We start from the raw sequence: 17,452 nt of genomic DNA on the forward strand, positions 1-17,452 counted from the left end.
GCTCAGGGCACGAGCGGTGCGAGGAACCCGTCGGTCACGCGCGTGACCTCCGCGTGCATGTCGTCGCTCGAGATCGTCGGGGTGCCATCGCCGTCCTGCGGCCCGTAGTCGCCGAAGGACGCGTGCGACGCCCCCTCGATCTCCACCATGTCGGCATCGGCGGGCAGCTGGTTCCGTGCATCGGCGATCTTCTCGGGGGTGGACAGCCCGTCTTCGCTGCCGGACAGACTCAGGACGGGAAGGCCGCTGTCGGAGAGGTCATTCGCGCAGTATGACGCGAACAGGATGAGCGCGTCGGCGTCGTGCGCGAGTTGGCAGGCGCGTACGCCGCCCAAGGAGTGCCCACCGACGCTCCAGACGTCGACGTCGGGGGCCGCCGAGGTGAAGGCGTCGAGTCCGCGTGGATCGAAGAACGCCAGGTTCAGCCACGGGCGGGTGATCACGACCGTGACCCCGTCTTCGGCCAGCCCCTGCAGGATCGCGGCATAGGCCCACGGATCCACTTTGGCCCCGGGGATGAAGACGAGGCCGAGGTCCGATCTCCCATCGGCGGGGGCGAGCACGATGCCCTGGTCGGCATCGGTCACGGTGATCGCGGGGTTCTCCCGCACGGTCGCGAGCGGTTCGGGTTCTGCGGCCATGACACCGATCTGGCTCCAGGCGAGCACGCCGCCGACGGCGACGACCAGCACGATCGCGACGCTCCACAGCACGCGTCTCAGGATCCGGCGGGGCTTCTTCTGCACGAGACAACGCTACTCCGCGCGGCGGTGGGTCGATCGATCGCCACCGCGAGGCGTTATGCCGGTGACTCCAGAGTGCGCTTCTCGTGCCGGACGGCACCACGGTAAGCGTCTTTGTTGACGTAGTAGGCCATCCGATCAAGGCCCAGGTAGCGATAGCCTCCCGTCACATCGGGCCAGGGCGTGCCGGTCACACGATCGCGGAACCGCGATGCGCGCGCCGGATCCTCCTCGAGCGCGCAGAGGTAGGCCGCGAGCAGCTCGGCCTGCTCATAGCGGCCCTGCCACCCGATGCCCGAGGCCTCGATCATGCCCATCACGTACAGGCCGTTGAACGAGGCGGGGAAGACGTTCAGGAACAGTCGGGGCGAGGCGCCGCGCCAGTGCAGGTGCTCCCGGTCGACGAACGGATAGTCGAGGGTGTAGCCGGTGGCGAGCAGCACGAGGTCGTAGTCGTCGGCGCTCCCGTCACGGAAGTGCACGGTCGTCCCGTCGAAGCGGGCGATGTCGGGGCGGATGCGCAGGTCGCCCTGCCCGAGGTGGTTCAGGATCATGGTGTTCACGATCGGGTGCGACTCGTAGATACGGTAGCCGGGCTTCGGGAACCCGAATCGCACGGGATCACCGGTGAAGGCCCGCAGCACACGACTGTCGACCGCCTGCTTGATGCGCGCGGGCAACGGGCGCCCCTGGTTCAGGGTGTCGCTCGGCCTGCCGAACAGGTACCGGGGCGCGAAGTAGTACCCGCGGCGGACGCTCATGTCGACGGACACCGCATGATGCACCGCATCGACCGCGATGTCGCAGCCGGAGTTGCCGGCGCCGATCAGCAGCACCCGCCTGCCCTTCAGCTGCTCGGGCGACTTGTAGGCATACGTGTGCAACAGCTCGCCCGTGAACTCACCCGGGAACACCGGGATGTTCGGCTCGGCGAGCGTCCCGTTCGCGAGCACGATTCCCTCGTACCAGCGGGTCTCGTCCCCCGCGGGACCGGTACTCGTCAGATCCCAGCCGCCGTCGCGCGGCTCGAGACGTGCGACCCTCGTGTCGAATCGGAAGAGGTCGACGAGCCCGAAATGCCGGGCGTAGTCCTCGAAGTACTCCTTGAGCACGCGGTGTCCGGGGTAGTCGACGCGGGACGCCATCGGGAATTCGGTGAACTCGGTCGTCGTCCGCGAGGAGATGAGATGCGCGGACTCGTACATCGTGCTGCGGGGATTGCTGATGTCCCACAGTCCGCCGACGCCATGCGAGGCCTCGTAGCCGTCCACGGTGATCCCGTGCGTCTGCAGGGCGCGCGCCGCGGCGAGACCCGACGGACCCGCTCCGATCACGGCATATCTGTTCATGTGGCTCCCGGACATCTGTGTGTTCGCGCACGTCGTCGTGCGCGAAGAACGCCCCCGCCCACCGATCGTATCGGCAGGCGGGGGCGTCGAAGGGTCGCGGGTCAGACCGTCTCGATGCGCTGCTGTCGAGCGGCGACGGCATCCCGGATCAGCGGGAACAGCGGGTGCTCGGGGTCGAGGCCCGTTGTCCGCGTGGTGAACTCGGCTGCGTCCTCCGCGCGCAGCAGCTGCTGCAGCTCGACCGACTGCTCGTCGGCCGGGTCGTCGAACTCGAGCGCTGCCGAGACGGCGGCGACCAGGGCGTCGGTGGACAGTCCGCGCTCTGCCGCCATGGCCGCGGGTCCCACGAAGCGCTCATGACGCGAGATCTTGCGCAGCGGCTGACGTCCGACCCGCTGCACGGTGTCGACGAGCGCGGGGTTGCGGAACCGGTCGAGGATCTTCGCGCGATAGGCGGCGAGATCCTCGGGGTCCAGGCCGTGCTCGGCGACCAGCACGGCCGACGTCTCTTCGAGGGCCGCCGAGACGCTCGCCGCGATGGCGGGGTCGGCCAGGGCGTCAGAGATGCGTTCGATGCCCGCGCGGGCCCCGAAGTACGCCGTGGCCGCATGTCCGGTGTTCACCGTGAAGAGCTTGCGCTCGATGTACGGCGCCAGATCCTCGACGAAGTGCGCGCCGGGGATGCTCGGCAGCCCCTCGCCGAAGGGGCCCGACTCGATCGCCCATTCGAAGTAGGGCTCGACCGTCACGTCGACCCCCGCTCCCTCCGGCTGCGCGGGCACGATGCGATCCACGGCGGTGTTCGCGAAGACCGCACGGGAGAGCAGGGTCTCGGCATCCGCGCCTGCGGCCGCGATGATCTCGCGACGCAGCAGGTCGGTGGCGCCGATCGCGTTCTCGCACGCCATCACCTGCAGAGGTGCGGCGGAGGGGGAGCGCAGGGCCAACCCTGCGACGATCGACGGAGCCACGAACCGCAGGACCGTCGGCCCGACGGCGGTGGTGACGACGTCGGCCGACGCGACCTCCTCCGCCACGGCGGCGGGGTCCGTCCGGCTGTTCACAGCGCGGAAACCGGTGATGACGTGATCGGTCCCTCCGGGGCCGGCCTCGTGCACGGTGTACGAGTCGACCGCGTTGATCGCGTCGACCAGCGCGTCGGCGACGTCTGAGAAGACGACCTCGTACCCGCCTTCGCGCAGCAGCAGACCCACGAATCCGCGCCCGATGTTGCCCGCCCCGAAGTGGACCGCCTTCATCCTTCGTTCACCTCCGAGAGGAGGGCAAAGAGTTCCTCCGGGTTCTGCGCAGCGGAGAGCCGGGCCACGTCGTCCTCCTCGGAGAACAGGATCGCGATCCGCGAGAGGATCTCCAGGTGCTCGTCGCCCACGCCGGCGATGCCGATCACGAACGTCGCAGGCTCACCCGACCAGTCGACACCGCCGTCGTAGCGGACGACCGAGAGGGCCGACGCGAGGATCGTGTCCTTCGCGTCGTTGGTGCCGTGCGGGATCGCCAGTCCGTTGCCCATGAAGGTGGAGACGGTCTCCTCGCGCTGCCGCATCGCGTCGACGTAGGCCGGGGTGACGGCTCCGGCCGCGACGAGGATGTCGGTCGCCTCCTGGAGGGCCTCGTCGCGCGACGCCCCTCCGGGGTGGATGCGGACCTGTTCGGGGGTGAGAACGCTCATTCGTTTTCCTTTCGCTGTTCACGCACCATTTCGACGACCTCTTCGTACTTGGGCGAGTTCATGAAGTTGTCGACCGACACGTGGACCGAGTTCGGGGACTTCGCCTCGGCACGCTCGGTGAGCTGCTGCTGCGTGATCACCACGTCGGCTGTTCCGTCGAGGTTCGCGATCGCCTGGTTGGTGACCGTGATGTCCTCGATGCCCGCCTTCTTGAGCTTGTTGCGCAGCACGCTCGCGCCCATGGCGGAAGAACCCATGCCGGCATCGCAGGCGAACACGATGCGCTCGATCGGTGCGGCGGCGATCACCGTCGTGCTCGCGGCGGCAGCCGCCTCGGGAGACGAAGTCGCGGTCGACGTGCGCAGCGCGTCCATCGCGGCCGACGACTTGCCCTTGTTCGCCTCGGTCTGTGCGATCGCGGCGCCGAAGGAGTCGCCCTCGGCCTCGAGATCGCGCTTGCGGGAGGCTCGCAGGATCACGCCGGTGATGAGGAAGGTGACGGTGGCGGCGACGATCACCGACAGGTACACGACCAGCAGGTTGCCGACGCCCGGTCCGATGGCAGCCGCGGTCACGGCGATGATGCTTCCCGGTGCGGCCGGGAAGGCCAGACCGCCGCCGAGGACCATGTTCGTGGTGACACCAGCCGCGCCACCCGCGATGAGGGCCAGGATCGTGGTCGGCTTGCTCAGCGCGTACGGGAAGTAGATCTCGTGGATGCCGCCGAAGAACTGGATGATCGCCGCACCCGGTGCGGAGGCCTTCGCCGCGCCGACGCCGAAGAACGTGAAGGCGAGCAACAGTCCGAGGCCGGGGCCGGGGTTCGCCTCGATGAGGAAGAGGATCGACTTGCCGGTCTCGGCCGCCTGCTCGATGCCGAGCGGGGTGAAGACGCCGTGGTTGATGGCGTTGTTCAGGAACAGCACCTTCGCCGGCTCGACGATGATCGACACCAGTGGCAGCAGGTTCAGCGAGACGAGCCAGTCGACGGCGCTACCGAGGACGGTGCTGATGCCGAGCATGACGGGCCCGAAGGCGAAGAAGCCGACGATCGCGAGGATCATGCCGAGGATGCCGGCCGAGAAGTTGTTCACCAGCATCTCGAAACCGGGGCGGATCTTGCCCTCCCACAGCCGGTCCATCTGCTTGGTGATCCATGCGGCGATCGGGCCCATGATCATGGCGCCCAGGAACATCGGGATGTTGGTGCCGACGATCACGCCGACGGTGGCGATGGTGGCCACCACGCCGCCGCGCTCGCCGTACACCATGCGGCCGGCCGTGTTCGCGATCAGCAGCGGCAGCAGGTACGTGACCATCGGTCCGACGAGGCCGACGTAGGCGAGGATGTTGCCGTTGTCACCCTCAGCGACGGCGGTCATGGCGCCCTGCCAGCCGATGATGGCGGAGTCGCCGCCTCCGCCGATGATCTCTGATACGCCGACCCAGTGCCAGCCGAAGGGGCTGTCCGAACCGAAGAACCCGGCCGGGATGAAGAGCATCGTGATGAAGCCCCAGGCGATGAAGGCCGCGATGTTGGGCATGATCATGCCCGAGAGGAATGTGCCGAAGCGCTGCACTCCTACGCGGAGGCCGCCGGGTTTGGTGGCGGCAGGTGACGTCGTCGTCATGATGTCGTCTCTTTCTTGTGGAGGGGGAGTTCCGCGGCGAGCGTCGCCACGGCGGTTCGGGCGGAGGAGGCATCGTCAGCGGCCAGGGCGGCTTCGGCGAGGCTCCGCGCCTCGGACGGGGTGCGCTCGGACAGCGCGTGTCGCACGTCGGCGAGGGCCGACGGTGCCATCGAGAGGCTGGTCGCGCCGAGACCGACCAGCACGACGGCGAGCAGCGGGTCGGCCGCGGCCTCGCCGCAGATCCCGACGGGCTTGCCGAGACGGGCTCCCGCATCGCCGACCTCGCGCACCAGGCGCAGGACGGCAGGGTGCCAGGGGTCCTGGAAGCCGGCGACGGATCCGAGCATGCGGTCGGCCGCCATCGTGTACTGCGTGAGGTCGTTCGTGCCGATCGACGCGAAGTCCGCATGGGCGAGAACGCGGTCGGCGAGCAGGGCGCTCGCCGGGATCTCGACCATGACGCCGGCGGTCTTCAGCCCGTATTCCCGAGCGAGGCCGGTGAAGTAGATCGTCTCTTCGACCGTCGCCACCATGGGGGCCATCACCCACAGGTCTGCCTCGGTCTCGGAATCGGCTTCGGCGAGTGCCGTGAGCTGCTCGCGCAGGATGTCCTCGCTCGCGCGCAGCGCCCGCAGACCACGAAGACCGAGAGCGGGGTTCTCCTCGTGCGCGTCGTTGAGGAACGCCAGCGGCTTGTCGGCGCCGGCGTCGAGCATCCGTACCACGACCTTCTTGCCGGGGAACGCCGCCAGCAGCTCGCGGTACGACTCGCGCTGCTGCGCGATGGTGGGCGCTTGCGCCGAGGACAGGAACAGGAACTCGGTGCGGAACAGCCCGACGCCCTCGGCCCCCCGAACGACCGCATCGGCCGCGTCCGCAGGCTTCCCCAGATTCGCGAGCAGCGCGACAGGCGTGCCGTCGGCGAGAGCGCCGGGAGTCGGTGGGGCCGCGTCGGCCGACTGGCGAGCGGCTGCGCGCTCCGTGGCTCGGGCCTTCTCATCATCTGTCGGGTCGCGCGTGACGACGCCGCTGGCCGCGTCGACGATCACGGTCTCGCCGGTGCTGAGCGTCTCGCCGTCGGCGACCCCGACGATCGCGACGATGCCCTTCTCCCTCGCGAGGATCGCGGTGTGGGAGGTCGGGCCGCCGTCGGTGGTGATCAGCGCGAGCACCTGGTCCAGGTCGAGGAGCGCCGTGTCGGCGGGGGCGAGGTCGCGTGCGACCAGGACGAACGGGTGCCCCGGGTTCGGAACTCCGGGGGCGTCGACGCCGCGGAGGCGGGCGAGCACGCGCTGTGCGATGTCGTCGAGGTCGGCTGCACGCTCGCCGAGGTAGCCGCCGACGGCTTCGAGTGTGGCGCGGAATCCGGCGAATGCATCGTGCACAGCCCATTCCGCCGTCGCACCTGCGTCGATCCGGGTGTCGACCTCGTCCTGGAGGGTCGGGTCCTCGGCGATCATGGCCTGCGCCTCGAGCACTTCCTGCGCGGATCCGCCGGCGGCCTCACCCCGTTCGTTCAGCTCGTTCGCGACGATCGAGACGGCGTCTCGGACCCTGGTGCGTTCGGCGTCCGCACCCGCGGTGCTTGGCGTGTTCTCGGGAGCGGGCATCGCCTCCGCCATGCGGACGATCGGCCCCTGGGCGACCCCGAGACCGATTCCCACCCCACGCAGCTCGCTCATCCGGCGGCGTCCTGATCGTGGTCGGTGGTGAGGAGTTCGGTGAGCGTGTCGAGCACGTTCTCCGCCCCTTCGCCGTCCGCCGTGAGGGTCACGTAGTCGCCGTGCTCGATGGCCAGGGCGATGACCCCGAGGATGCTCGCCGCGTTGACCGGCTTGCCCGAGTCCTTGGCGATCGTCACGGCGATGCCGGAATCCTTCGCGGCCTGCGCGAAGAGCTTCGCGGGACGGGCGTGCAGTCCGTGGGAGGAGCCGATCCGGACGGTGCGGGTGGCGGTCATGATGTTCCTTTCGGGGTTTCGCCGGCGGCGGCGAGGATCGATCGGGCGAGGACGAGTGTGCGCGAGCCGTCGAGATCGGCGAAGACGTCGTGCGGAAGCACCGCGACGGGCGCGCTCGCGCCATCGCGGATGGCGTCCAGGCGATCGCTCAGATGAGGGCCCACGAGGACGAGGTCATGGTCGGAGCCGGCGACGGAGCTCTCCATGCCTGCGGCCGCGTCCCAATCGAGACCGGCTGCAGCTGCCGCGCGGCGGAGCCGCTGCGCGACGAACGTGCTCGATGCTCCCGCACCGCACACCACGAGGATCCTCATCGATGCCCACCCTTCCTGAGAACAGTCTGGGAACGGTGCAGGGGTGCGCGCCAACACGTTCCTTTCCGCCCCTGCGGAACAGGTGCTTCCGCCCGAGGGGGTCGGCCACCTGACATCATGGAGAACACGTCGAGACAGTGCGGTCAGCACGCGGAAGGGGAGGATCATGTCGCGCCAGCGCCAGGACCAGCTCCTCGCAGCGTTGTTGCGCCAGGAAGGCTGGGCGACGGCCGCGAGCCTCGCCGACCTGATGGGCGTCACCCCGCGCAGCATCCGCTCCTATGTCGCGGCGCTGAACGCCCGCACCCCCGGGGCGGCGGTGATCGAGTCGGGCCCCGCCGGCTATCGAGCCGGATCCGGTGCCCGCGGCGCGCTGCGCATGCGTCAGACGGGGGAGTCCGCGCCTCGCGACCGTCTGCACACGCTGGTGCGACTCCTGCTCGACGAGCCGGGGGGCATCGACGTGTTCGACACCGCCGAGGATCTGCACGTCAGCGAGGCGACGCTCGAGGCGGATCTGGTGCGCGTGCGGGGTCTGCTCGACGGCACGGACCTCGTGCTCGAGCGCGAGCGGGAGAACGTGCGCCTGCGGGGCAACGAGACGGCGCAGCGACGTCTGCTCAGCAGGCTCGCCCACGACGAGATGGATGACGCCTCGTTCCACCCGGAGACGTTCCGCCGCGCACTCTCCGGTTCGGCGGTGGCCGCCAGCGCGGTCGGACCGTTCAAGTCGTCGCTCGTGCGCGAACTCGGCGAACTCGGCTATTACGTGAACGAACTCGCGATCGCCGATGTGCTGCTGCACATCGCGATCGCCGCGGAGAGGGTCGCCGCCGGGCACACCCTGGAGTCGACCCCCGCGGGAACACGTGAGGAGATCCCGCGCGTCGGGACCGTGATCGCCCGCCTCGCCTTCGAGCATTTCTCCGTCGTCCTCGGCGAAGGAGACAGCGGCCATCTCGCATCCCTCGTCCTCACCCGCATCGTCGCGCCGGGAGAGGATGCGACACGTGAGGTCGCCCGCAGCGGTGTGGATCCGATGGTCGAGGCCGCGGTGCGCGCGGAGATCGCCCGAGCAGCAGACGACTTCCAGGTCGACCTCGTCGACGAGACCTTCGTGCTGCGTCTCGCCCTGCACGTGCAGAACCTGCTGCGGCGAGCCGAAGAGAGCGCCCTCACCCGCAATCCGCTCACCCGGTCGCTGAAGACGACGTACCCGATGATCTTCGAGGTGGCCGTCTCGATCGCCAGCGGCCTGCACGACCGGGTCGGCACCCCCATCCACGACGACGAGATCGCCTACATCGCCATGCACGTGGGCGGGCGTCTCGAACGCAGCCGCAAAGCCGAGTCGATCCTCACCGCCACGATCGTCTGCCCGGGGTATCACGAGCTGCATGAGCTGCTCCGCTCCAGCGTCGACCGCTCCCTGGGGTCGGCGATCGAGGTCACGACCGTCGTCACCAACGTCGACCCCGACTGGGCGTCTTTCGACACCGACCTCGTGCTCAGCACGATCGAACCGGGCTCCGCCGGCGACCGGTTCGTGCGCATCCAGCCCTTCCTGACCGACGCCGACGTCGACCGCATCCAGCAGGCGGCGGCTCGCGTGCGCCGCGGACGACGACTCACGCGCCTCCGTGGCGAGCTCGCCCGCTACTTCCTCGCCGACGCGTATGTGTTCCCGCTTCCGGACGAGGGGGAGGAGGCGATCATCCGTCACCTCGGCGGTCTCCTGGTGCAGGCGGGGCTGATCGGCGAGGACTACGTCGAGAACACCATCGTGCGCGAGCGGATGTCTTCGACCGCCTTCACGGATGCGCTCGCCGTTCCGCATGCACTCCAGATGACCGCCACCCGCACCGCCATAGCCATCGGCGTCGCGGACGGCTCTGCCGCCTGGGGCGGAGGACGCGTGCAGGTCGTCGCTCTCGCCGCGTTCAGCGAGAGCGATCGAGCGGCGTTCCAGACCGTGTTCGAGCAGCTCGTCGAGGTGTTCAGCGAACGCGAGAGCGTGCAGCGGATCGTCCGGAAGGGAACGACGTTCGAGGCGTTCCTCGACGAGCTCGTCGCCGTGATCGACGGCTGACGGCGGCAGTCATCCGCGGGGTGCGAGCACCTCGGCGAGTTGATCGAGAACGGCCTCCGCCGTCGCGGAGGGCGCCGTCTCGATCACCACGGCGTCTCCGGAGGCGATCCCCAGATCCATGACGGCCAGCACACTCGTCAGATCGACGGTCGTGCCGTCGGCCGTGCGCAGGGTGACCGGAGCCTCGTGCGACTGCGCGAGTCGCACGAGCTCGGCCACGGGGCGCGCGTGCACACCGTTGTGTGCGCTGACGATGAGGCGTCGGGCCGGCATGCTCAGGAGCGTTCGTCGAGCAGGGCGCGAACACCCGCTTCGAGCTCGGCGACGGCCTCGCGTGCGCTCTCAGCCGACTCCGCCCGCGCGTCGATGTAGACCTTGAGCTTGGGCTCTGTCCCGCTGGGGCGCACGATCACGCGGGAGCCGTCACCGAGACGGTACCGCAGCACGTCGCCGGAGGGCTGACCCGGTGCCGCCTGCAGCAGGTCTTCGGCCGAGACGATCGATCGTCCGGCGATGTGCGTCGGCGGGAGGGTGCGCAGCGCGAGCATCACATTGCCGATGACCGCGAGGTCCTCGACCCGCACAGACACCTGACCGCTCGCGAAATGCCCGTAGGTCTCGCCCAGCTCGTCGAGCAGATCGACGAGCGTGGCTCCGCGATCACGGGCCTCGGCGGCGAGGCCGAGGATGGCGACGGCAGCCGATACCCCGTCCTTGTCGCGCACGGTCTCCGGATTCACGAGGTAGCCCAGGGCCTCTTCGAAGCCGAAGACGATACCCGGGGCGCGGGAGATCCATTTGAAGCCGGTGAGGGTCTCGTGGAAGTCCAGCCCGTGATGCGCGGCGACGGCGCCGAGACCGGGGGAGGAGACGAGGGAGCACGCGAGAGAAGCGCCGGGGGTGCCGGCCGCGGCGCGCGCAGCCCTCGCCCCGAGCAGCAGGCCGACCTCATTGCCGGTGAGACGGCGCCAGCCGTCGGCGGCGGAGTCGTCGGGGACCGCGACGGCCAGGCGATCAGCATCCGGGTCGTTGGCCAGGATGAAGTCGGCCTTCACCCGGCGGGCCCGCGCGAAGGCGAGATCCATCGCGCCCGGCTCCTCCGGGTTCGGGAACGACACGGTACGGAACGTGGCGTCGGGGGTGAGCTGCTCGTCGACGACGAACGGCTGGGGGTATCCGGCATCCTTCACGATGCGGGACAGGGTCTCCCAGCCGACCCCGTGCATCGCGGTGTACACCCACCGCATCCCCGTCGTCCCCGCGGGCGCAGGGGCCACGGCGACGGTGGCCGCGATGTAGGCCTCGACGACCTCCTCGCCCGCCGTCTCGTAGGCGGTGGACCGCGGCAGCGCGGCGACGGAGCCCGCGTCGGCGATGCGCTGGATGTGCGCGGCGATCTCGGCATCCGCCGGGGCGACGATCTGCGATCCCTGGTCGGCGCCGCCGAGGTACACCTTGTAGCCGTTGTCGTTCGGCGGGTTGTGGCTCGCCGTCACCATCACGCCGGCATCGGCGCCGAAGTGGCGCACGGCGAAGGCGAGGACAGGCGTCGGGAGCAGGCGGGGAAGCAGGATCGCCCGCAGACCGGCTCCGGCGAACAGCTCGGCGGAGTCCGTCGCGAAAACGCGGGAGTTGCGGCGTCCGTCGTAGCCGATCACGACCGTCGGGGTCGCGCCGTGGGACTTCCCGCGCAGGTAGGCGCCGAAGCCGGCTGCGGCCTGGGCGACGAGAACCCGGTTCATCCGGTTGCTGCCGGCGCCGAGTTCGCCGCGCAGCCCCGCCGTTCCGAAGGCGAGGCGCGTGCGGAACCGGTCGTCGAGGTCGGCGAGCGCCTCACGATCGCCGGTGGCAGCACGGGTGATCACCCCGGCCAGCTCGTCTCGAGTCTCGGGATCAGGGTCCTGTCGCAGCCAGGCGCGGGCCTGGGCGAGCCGCTCCTCGCTCACAGGGCCTCGACCACCCTGGCCAGGAGCGCGGAGATCACCGGCTCGGCTTCGCGCCCGGCCTCGATCACCTCGGCATGGCTGAGCGGGGTCTGCTGGATGCCGGCGGCGAGGTTGGTGATGAGCGAGAAGCCGAGGATCTCCATGCCGGCCTCGCGGGCGGCGATCGCCTCGAGCGCGGTCGACATGCCCACGATGTGGCCGCCGATGTGCTTCGCCATCTGCACCTCCGCCGGGGTCTCGTAGTGGGGGCCGCGGAACTGCGTGTAGACGCCCTCGTCGAGCATCGGGTCGATCGTCCGGGCGATCTCGCGCAGACGCTTCGAGTAGAGGTCGGTGAGGTCGACGAACGTGGCGCCCTCGAGCGGAGAGTCGGCGGTGAGGTTGATGTGGTCGCTGATGAGCACGGGCTGACCGGGTGTCCACGTCTCGCGGATGCCGCCGGCGCCGTTCGTGAGCACCATGATCTTGGCGCCGGTCGCGGCGGCGGTGCGGACGCTGTGCACCACACGGCGCACACCGTGGGCCTCGTAGTAGTGGGTGCGCGCACCGATGACGAGGACGTTCTTGCCGCCAGGGGTGCGGATGCTGCGCAGGGTGCCGACGTGTCCTTCGAGCGCGGGCTTGGAGAAGCCGGTGACCTCGGTCGCGGGGATCGTCGCCACGGTCTCGCCGATGATGTCGGCAGCCTTGCCCCAGCCGCTGCCGAGGGTGAGGGCGATGTCGTGGTTCTCGACGCCGGTCAGACGGGCGATATCGGCTGCGGCCTGCGTAGCGACCTCGAACGGGTTCGCGGTCGGGTCGTCGAGAGGGTTGCTGTGCGTTTCGGGCATGGATCCACTCTAGGAAGGTGCAGGCTCGGGTGCCAGGATTGCGCGAGAATGGATTCCATGTCTTCCACCACTTTCGAGCGCACTCAGCGCGTCGCCGTCCTCGGCGGCGGTCCCGGCGGCTACGAGGCGGCCCTCGCGGCAGCCCAGTTGGGGGCCGAGGTCACCCTGGTCGAGCGCGTGGGAGTCGGGGGATCAGCCGTCCTCACCGACGTCGTGCCCTCGAAGAGCCTGATCGCCACCGCCGATGCAGCCGTCGCCATCTCCGAGGCGAGCGACCTCGGGGTCAACTTCTACGCCAAGGGCGACCACTCGAGGCCCCTCAAGCCCGAGATCGCGATCAACCTCGCCGCCGTGAACAAGCGACTCCTCGCGCTCGCGGGTCAGCAGTCCGAAGACATGCGCGCGACCCTTCTCGAAGCCGGCGTGCGCATCCTCTCCGGTCACGGACGCCTCGAGGGTCCCACGGCGATCATCGTGTCGACGGGCCAGGGCGGCACCGACTTCGACCGCGTCGAGGCGGACACGATCATCGTGGCCGTCGGTGCCTCGCCGCGCGAGCTGGACTCGGCCAAGCCCGACGGCAAGCGCATCCTGACCTGGACGCAGCTGTACGACATGAAGGCGCTCCCCGAGCACCTCATCGTGGTCGGTTCCGGTGTCACGGGTGCGGAGTTCGCCTCCGCCTACATGAACCTCGGTGCCAAGGTGACCTTGATCTCCAGCCGCGAGCAGGTGCTCCCGGGCGAGGACAAGGATGCGGCGAGCGTTCTGGAGAAGGTCTTCAAGCGCGGCGGCATGCAGGTGCTCTCCAAGTCCCGTGCCGACCGGGTCGAGGTCACGGATCACGGGGTCACGGCCACCCTGTCGGACGGACGCACGGTCGACGGAAGCCACTGCCTCATGGCGGTCGGTTCCATCCCGAACACCGCGGGCATCGGTCTGGAGGAGGCGGGCGTCGAGCTCGACGAGTCGGGACACGTCCGCGTGAACCGGGTCGCGCGCACCTCGGTCCCCAACGTCTACGCGGTCGGCGACTGCACGAACTTCTTCCCGCTGGCCTCTGTCGCCTCGATGCAGGGGCGCACGGCGGTCTTCCACGCGCTCGGCGACATCGTCATCCCGCTCGAGCAGATCAAGATCACCTCGAACATCTTCACCGCGCCCGAGATCGCCACGGTCGGTTACGGCGAGAAGGATGTGGAGGACGGCGTGGCCGACGGCCTGGTCTACAAGCTCCCGCTCGCGGCGAACCCACGCGCGAAGATGATGGGCATCAAGGACGGCTTCGTCAAGCTCATCGCGCGCAAGGGATCGGGCACCGTGATCGGCGGCGTGATCGTGGCGCCGAAGGCCTCGGAGCTGATCTACCCGATCGCGGTCGCGGTCGAGCGCCGTCTCACGGTCGACCAGGTCTCGCGGGTCTTCGCGGCATACCCGTCGCTGTCCAGCAGCATTACCGATGCGAGCAGGGCGATGCACCTCGTGAACATCTCGTAGCTCGACGAGACGGTTGGCGTGCAGCCGTTATCGTCGTCGGCGATAACGGTGGGCGTGCCGCCTGCTGTCGCTGAACTGTCGCTCGTCTTCGTGCGAGGAAAGCAGTGAAGGAGCCGTTCACATCGCCACGGCTGCAGGGATGGCCGGCGAAATGGGGTGAACGTCGTCCCCGACGCAATACCGGCATGCTCTGGCTCGGTGTCGTCCTATTCGCGGCCGCAGCCGCCATGATCGGATTCTCAGGTGGCGCCGCCGGCCCGCTGTGGTCGGGTGCGTTCGTCGCGCTGTTCGGTCTCACGGCCCTGGCGGTCGCTGCCCGCAGACCCTTCATCGAGGGGCGCGCGCGTCTGGTCGACGCGGCGACGCTGACGCGCGGGCGGGTAGGAAGCCCAGATGCACAGGTGCACTTCGTGCCGGAGCGGCGGCCGGGCGTCGTCACCCTGGCGCTGTGCGTCGCATGGGGCATCGTGCTCACGGCCGCGACGATCGTCGCGATCGGGATCGGGCTGACCGGCCGGCCCGAGGCCTTTCTCGGAGTCGCCGTGCTCGCGGCGACCGCCGCGCTGTTCGTCTACACGGCCGTGCGCGCGGCCATCACGCAATATCGGTCCGACTCCTTCGGCCGTCGACCGATGGGGCTGGGCATCGGCCGCGACGGGGTGCTCCTGTTGCGTGTCACCGAGACCCTGTACGTGCCGTGGAGCGCGATCCGCCGGGTGGAGTCGGACCTGACCGAACCGCGTCGCGGTACGGACGAGCTCCCGCTGATCCGTCTTCGCGTGGACCCGGGCCGTGTGACGGCCTCCGACGGAATGCGTGCTCCCGCCTCGTTCACTGTGTCCCCGGCCATGCTGAAGGCGCGACGAAGGCCCCCGCCTTGAGGCGGGGGCCTTCGTCGAACGATCCGGGTGTCAGCTGATCGTGAGCAGCTGGTGCCCTGCGGAGACGGTGGCACCGGCGTCCGCGTTGATGTTGCCGACGACGCCGTCCTTGTGGGCCTGCAGCGGCTGCTCCATCTTCATGGCCTCGAGCACGACGACCAGGTCGCCCTTGACGACCTGCTGCCCGTCGGTGACGGCGATCTTGACGACGGTCGCCTGCATCGGCGACTTGACCGCGTCGCCGGAGGCTCCGGCGTTGGCCGTGGTGGCGTGGCTTCGGCGCGACGGCGGAACCGCGGCGGGGCGTCCGGCGGTACCGGCGGCGACGGCGACGCGGTCGGGGAGGCTCACCTCGAGGCGCTTGCCTGAGACCTCGACGACCACGGTGTGACGCGCCTCGGCGGAGGTCGGTGCTTCGAGCTCCCCGTCCCACGCCGGGATGTCGTTGACGAACTCGGTCTCGATCCAGCGGGTGAAGATCCCGAACTCGCCGTCCTCCGCCGTGAACGCGGGATCGCGCACGACCTTGCGGTGGAACGGGATGACGGTGGGGAGCCCGGCGACCTCGAACTCATCGAGTGCGCGGCGCGAGCGCTCCAGCGCTTCGGCCCTGTCCTTGCCCGTCACGATGATCTTCGCGAGCAGAGAGTCGAAGGCGCCGGACACCGAGTCGCCGGCGGTGACGCCGGAGTCGAGGCGGATGCCGGGTCCTCCGAAGGTCTTGAAGACGTGGATCGGGCCGGGCTGGGGGAGGAATCCGCGACCGGGGTCCTCGCCGTTGATGCGGAACTCGATCGAATGCCCCTGGGGCTTCGGGTCGTCGTAGTCGATGGTGCCGCCGGCCGCGATGCGGAACTGCTCGCGCACCAGGTCGATGCCGGTGACCTCTTCGGAGACCGGGTGCTCGACCTGCAGGCGGGTGTTCACCTCGAGGAACGAGACCGTGCCGTCGGCGCCGATGAGGAACTCGCACGTGCCGGCGCCGACGTAGCCGACCTCCTTGAGGATGGCTTTCGAGGCCGAGTAGAGGAGGTCGTTCTGCTCGTCCGTGAGGAACGGAGCCGGCGCCTCTTCGACGAGCTTCTGGTGGCGGCGCTGCAGAGAGCAGTCGCGCGTCGAGATGACGACGACGTTGCCCTCGGCATCGGCCAGGCACTGGGTCTCGACGTGACGCGGCTTGTCGAGGTACTTCTCGACGAAGCACTCGCCGCGGCCGAAGGCGGCGACGGCCTCGCGGGTGGCGGATTCGAAGAGCTCCGCGACCTCGTCGAGCTCGCGGGCGACTTTGAGGCCGCGTCCGCCGCCGCCGTACGCGGCCTTGATGGCGATCGGGAGGCCGAACTCCTTGGCGAAGGCGATGACCTCGTCGGCGCCTTCGACGGGGCCGGGGGTGCCGGGAGCGAGAGGCGCGCCGACCTTCTCGGCCACGTGACGCGCGGTCACCTTGTCGCCGAGAGCCTCGATGGCCTCCGGAGACGGGCCGATCCAGGTCATGCCCGCGTCGATGATGGCGCGTGCGAACTCGGCGTTCTCGGCGAGGAACCCGTAGCCAGGGTGCACGGCGTCGGCACCGGCGCGGCGGGCGATGGAGAGGATCTTCTCGATCTGAAGGTAGGTCTCGGCGCTGGTCGAGCCGCCGAGGGCGTAGGCCTCGTCGGCGAGGCGGGTGTGCAGGGCATCCCGATCCTGGTCGGCGTAGACGGCGACCGAGGCGATCCCGGAGTCACGGGCGGCGCGGATGATGCGGACGGCGATCTCGCCGCGGTTGGCGATGAGCACCTTGGCGATAGCAGGCATGCTTGCCAGCCTAGCGAGAACGACCCCGATCCCTTTGACGACTCCCCACAAGAAAGTCGGGAAAACGTGGAGGGGAGTCTACGACCAGAGGTCGGTCCAGCGGACACCGAGCTCCGCGGCGAGGTGGCGGACGGTCGACAGGGACATGCCTACGACTGTCGAGGGATCTCCGTCCACGCGGGTGATGAAGGCCCCACCCAGGCTGTCGACGGTGAAGGCTCCCGCCACGTGGAGCGGCTCTCCGGAGGCGACGTACGCGGCGATCTCGGCGTCGCTCACATCGTCGGCGAACGTCACGGCGGCCTCGGCGACCGCGGTGGCCTCCATCGGCTCGGTTCCGGGGGAGACCCGGAACACCGAGTGTCCGGAGTGCAGGATGCCGGTCTCTCCGCGCATCTCCTGCCAGCGCCTGGTCGCCTCCTCGGCGGTGTACGGCTTGCCGTAGACCCGCCCACCGAGCGCGAACATCGAATCCCCGCCGATCACCAGGCCTTCGAAGGTCCCCTCCGCAGCGAGGCTCCGTGCGACGGCGGCCGCCTTCGCGCGGGCGAGCAGAAGCACCAGCTCCTCCGGTGCGAGGGGGGTGCCCCGTTCAGCTTCGGCGGCGGCGGCGACCGCATCCTCATCGACGTCCGGCGACACCGTGAGCGGTTCGATTCCCGCCTGCCGGAGCAGCATGAGTCGGGCGGGCGAGGTGGAGGCGAGGCAGACGCGCATGTCCACCA

At 69.5% G+C, this 17,452-nt stretch carries 16 protein-coding genes; 3 read left to right on the forward strand and 13 right to left on the reverse strand.

Translation table 11 applies throughout. The annotated features are described in order from the left end of the window. Positions 1 to 2: 2 nt before the first annotated feature. The 8 genes from ACIQLD_RS17595 to ACIQLD_RS17630 all read right to left on the reverse strand — a co-directional run bounded on the left by ACIQLD_RS17595 (position 3) and on the right by ACIQLD_RS17630 (position 7,687). Positions 3 to 746, reverse strand: a complete 744-nt coding sequence (locus ACIQLD_RS17595) for an alpha/beta hydrolase (protein ID WP_402610085.1) — start codon at positions 744 to 746, stop codon at positions 3 to 5. Positions 747 to 799: 53 nt separating this feature from the next. Continuing rightward, positions 800 to 2,092: a flavin-containing monooxygenase gene (locus ACIQLD_RS17600; RefSeq protein ID WP_402610087.1), complete on the reverse strand. Its 1,293-nt coding sequence runs from the start codon at positions 2,090 to 2,092 to the stop codon at positions 800 to 802. A 101-nt stretch (positions 2,093 to 2,193) separates the two neighbouring features. Beyond that, on the reverse strand, positions 2,194 to 3,351 hold the full coding sequence (locus ACIQLD_RS17605) for a mannitol-1-phosphate 5-dehydrogenase (protein WP_402610089.1): 1,158 nt from the start codon (positions 3,349 to 3,351) through the stop codon (positions 2,194 to 2,196). Beyond that, positions 3,348 to 3,782, reverse strand: a complete 435-nt coding sequence (locus tag ACIQLD_RS17610; RefSeq protein WP_402610091.1) for a PTS sugar transporter subunit IIA — start codon at positions 3,780 to 3,782, stop codon at positions 3,348 to 3,350. Before ACIQLD_RS17610 ends, ACIQLD_RS17605 begins: the two co-directional genes overlap by 4 nt. Next, entirely contained in the window at positions 3,779 to 5,413 is a 1,635-nt protein-coding gene (locus ACIQLD_RS17615) for a PTS mannitol transporter subunit IICB (RefSeq protein ID WP_402610093.1), read from the reverse strand. The genes ACIQLD_RS17610 and ACIQLD_RS17615 overlap by 4 nt, the downstream gene beginning before the upstream one ends. Then, a complete protein-coding gene (ptsP, locus tag ACIQLD_RS17620; RefSeq protein WP_402610095.1) occupies positions 5,410 to 7,095 on the reverse strand; it encodes a phosphoenolpyruvate--protein phosphotransferase in 1,686 nt (561 codons plus the stop codon). The genes ACIQLD_RS17615 and ptsP overlap by 4 nt, the downstream gene beginning before the upstream one ends. Further along, positions 7,092 to 7,373, reverse strand: coding sequence for an HPr family phosphocarrier protein (locus ACIQLD_RS17625; protein WP_058631803.1), 282 nt, complete (start codon positions 7,371 to 7,373; stop codon positions 7,092 to 7,094). The genes ptsP and ACIQLD_RS17625 overlap by 4 nt, the downstream gene beginning before the upstream one ends. After that, positions 7,370 to 7,687 (reverse strand): PTS sugar transporter subunit IIB, encoded by a 318-nt coding sequence (locus tag ACIQLD_RS17630; protein ID WP_402610097.1) that lies wholly within the window; start codon positions 7,685 to 7,687, stop codon positions 7,370 to 7,372. The genes ACIQLD_RS17625 and ACIQLD_RS17630 overlap by 4 nt, the downstream gene beginning before the upstream one ends. 166 nt (positions 7,688 to 7,853) lie before the next feature. Here ACIQLD_RS17630 and ACIQLD_RS17635 point away from each other — a divergent pair, with 166 nt between their 5' ends. Beyond that, positions 7,854 to 9,776 (forward strand): BglG family transcription antiterminator, encoded by a 1,923-nt coding sequence (locus ACIQLD_RS17635; RefSeq protein ID WP_402610099.1) that lies wholly within the window; start codon positions 7,854 to 7,856, stop codon positions 9,774 to 9,776. Positions 9,777 to 9,785: 9 nt separating this feature from the next. Here ACIQLD_RS17635 and ACIQLD_RS17640 read toward each other — a convergent pair whose 3' ends face one another. The 3 genes from ACIQLD_RS17640 to ACIQLD_RS17650 are packed head-to-tail and all read right to left on the reverse strand — an operon-like array spanning position 9,786 to position 12,552. Beyond that, positions 9,786 to 10,049, reverse strand: a complete 264-nt coding sequence (locus ACIQLD_RS17640; protein ID WP_402610101.1) for an HPr family phosphocarrier protein — start codon at positions 10,047 to 10,049, stop codon at positions 9,786 to 9,788. A 2-nt stretch (positions 10,050 to 10,051) separates the two neighbouring features. Then, positions 10,052 to 11,722 (reverse strand): phospho-sugar mutase, encoded by a 1,671-nt coding sequence (locus ACIQLD_RS17645; RefSeq protein WP_402610102.1) that lies wholly within the window; start codon positions 11,720 to 11,722, stop codon positions 10,052 to 10,054. After that, positions 11,719 to 12,552, reverse strand: a complete 834-nt coding sequence (locus tag ACIQLD_RS17650) for a purine-nucleoside phosphorylase (RefSeq protein ID WP_402610104.1) — start codon at positions 12,550 to 12,552, stop codon at positions 11,719 to 11,721. Before ACIQLD_RS17650 ends, ACIQLD_RS17645 begins: the two co-directional genes overlap by 4 nt. A gap of 48 nt (positions 12,553 to 12,600) precedes the next feature. Here ACIQLD_RS17650 and ACIQLD_RS17655 point away from each other — a divergent pair, with 48 nt between their 5' ends. Beyond that, on the forward strand, positions 12,601 to 14,049 hold the full coding sequence (locus tag ACIQLD_RS17655; RefSeq protein ID WP_402610106.1) for an NAD(P)H-quinone dehydrogenase: 1,449 nt from the start codon (positions 12,601 to 12,603) through the stop codon (positions 14,047 to 14,049). Between the two features lie 104 nt (positions 14,050 to 14,153). Beyond that, complete coding sequence (locus ACIQLD_RS17660; protein ID WP_402610108.1) at positions 14,154 to 14,930, forward strand: hypothetical protein; 777 nt, start codon at positions 14,154 to 14,156, stop codon at positions 14,928 to 14,930. 30 nt (positions 14,931 to 14,960) lie between these two features. Here ACIQLD_RS17660 and ACIQLD_RS17665 read toward each other — a convergent pair whose 3' ends face one another. After that, a complete protein-coding gene (locus ACIQLD_RS17665) occupies positions 14,961 to 16,727 on the reverse strand; it encodes an acetyl/propionyl/methylcrotonyl-CoA carboxylase subunit alpha (protein ID WP_402610110.1) in 1,767 nt (588 codons plus the stop codon). A gap of 78 nt (positions 16,728 to 16,805) precedes the next feature. Beyond that, the gene (locus ACIQLD_RS17670) at positions 16,806 to 17,444 is read right to left on the reverse strand and encodes a Maf family protein (protein ID WP_402610303.1); all 639 of its coding nucleotides are present in this window, start codon (positions 17,442 to 17,444) and stop codon (positions 16,806 to 16,808) included. Between the last annotated feature and the right edge of the window lie 8 nt (positions 17,445 to 17,452).

This window comes from Microbacterium sp. NPDC091662, from assembly GCF_044756705.1.
Lineage (GTDB): Bacteria > Actinomycetota > Actinomycetes > Actinomycetales > Microbacteriaceae > Microbacterium.

What these genes read in the sequence shown, in the direction of transcription:
- ACIQLD_RS17650 (WP_402610104.1), bottom strand. Translation starts at nt 12,552, where the DNA reads ATGCCCGAAACGCACAGCAACCCTCTCGACGACCCGACCGCGAACCCG.
- ACIQLD_RS17665 (WP_402610110.1), bottom strand. Translation starts at nt 16,727, where the DNA reads ATGCCTGCTATCGCCAAGGTGCTCATCGCCAACCGCGGCGAGATCGCC.
- ACIQLD_RS17610 (WP_402610091.1), bottom strand. Translation starts at nt 3,782, where the DNA reads ATGAGCGTTCTCACCCCCGAACAGGTCCGCATCCACCCCGGAGGGGCG.
- ACIQLD_RS17635 (WP_402610099.1), top strand. Translation starts at nt 7,854, where the DNA reads ATGTCGCGCCAGCGCCAGGACCAGCTCCTCGCAGCGTTGTTGCGCCAG.
- ACIQLD_RS17615 (WP_402610093.1), bottom strand. Translation starts at nt 5,413, where the DNA reads ATGACGACGACGTCACCTGCCGCCACCAAACCCGGCGGCCTCCGCGTA.
- ptsP (WP_402610095.1), bottom strand. Translation starts at nt 7,095, where the DNA reads ATGAGCGAGCTGCGTGGGGTGGGAATCGGTCTCGGGGTCGCCCAGGGG.
- ACIQLD_RS17630 (WP_402610097.1), bottom strand. Translation starts at nt 7,687, where the DNA reads ATGAGGATCCTCGTGGTGTGCGGTGCGGGAGCATCGAGCACGTTCGTC.
- ACIQLD_RS17605 (WP_402610089.1), bottom strand. Translation starts at nt 3,351, where the DNA reads ATGAAGGCGGTCCACTTCGGGGCGGGCAACATCGGGCGCGGATTCGTG.
- ACIQLD_RS17600 (WP_402610087.1), bottom strand. Translation starts at nt 2,092, where the DNA reads ATGAACAGATATGCCGTGATCGGAGCGGGTCCGTCGGGTCTCGCCGCG.
- ACIQLD_RS17670 (WP_402610303.1), bottom strand. Translation starts at nt 17,444, where the DNA reads ATGCGCGTCTGCCTCGCCTCCACCTCGCCCGCCCGACTCATGCTGCTC.
- ACIQLD_RS17655 (WP_402610106.1), top strand. Translation starts at nt 12,601, where the DNA reads ATGGATTCCATGTCTTCCACCACTTTCGAGCGCACTCAGCGCGTCGCC.
- ACIQLD_RS17640 (WP_402610101.1), bottom strand. Translation starts at nt 10,049, where the DNA reads ATGCCGGCCCGACGCCTCATCGTCAGCGCACACAACGGTGTGCACGCG.
- ACIQLD_RS17625 (WP_058631803.1), bottom strand. Translation starts at nt 7,373, where the DNA reads ATGACCGCCACCCGCACCGTCCGGATCGGCTCCTCCCACGGACTGCAC.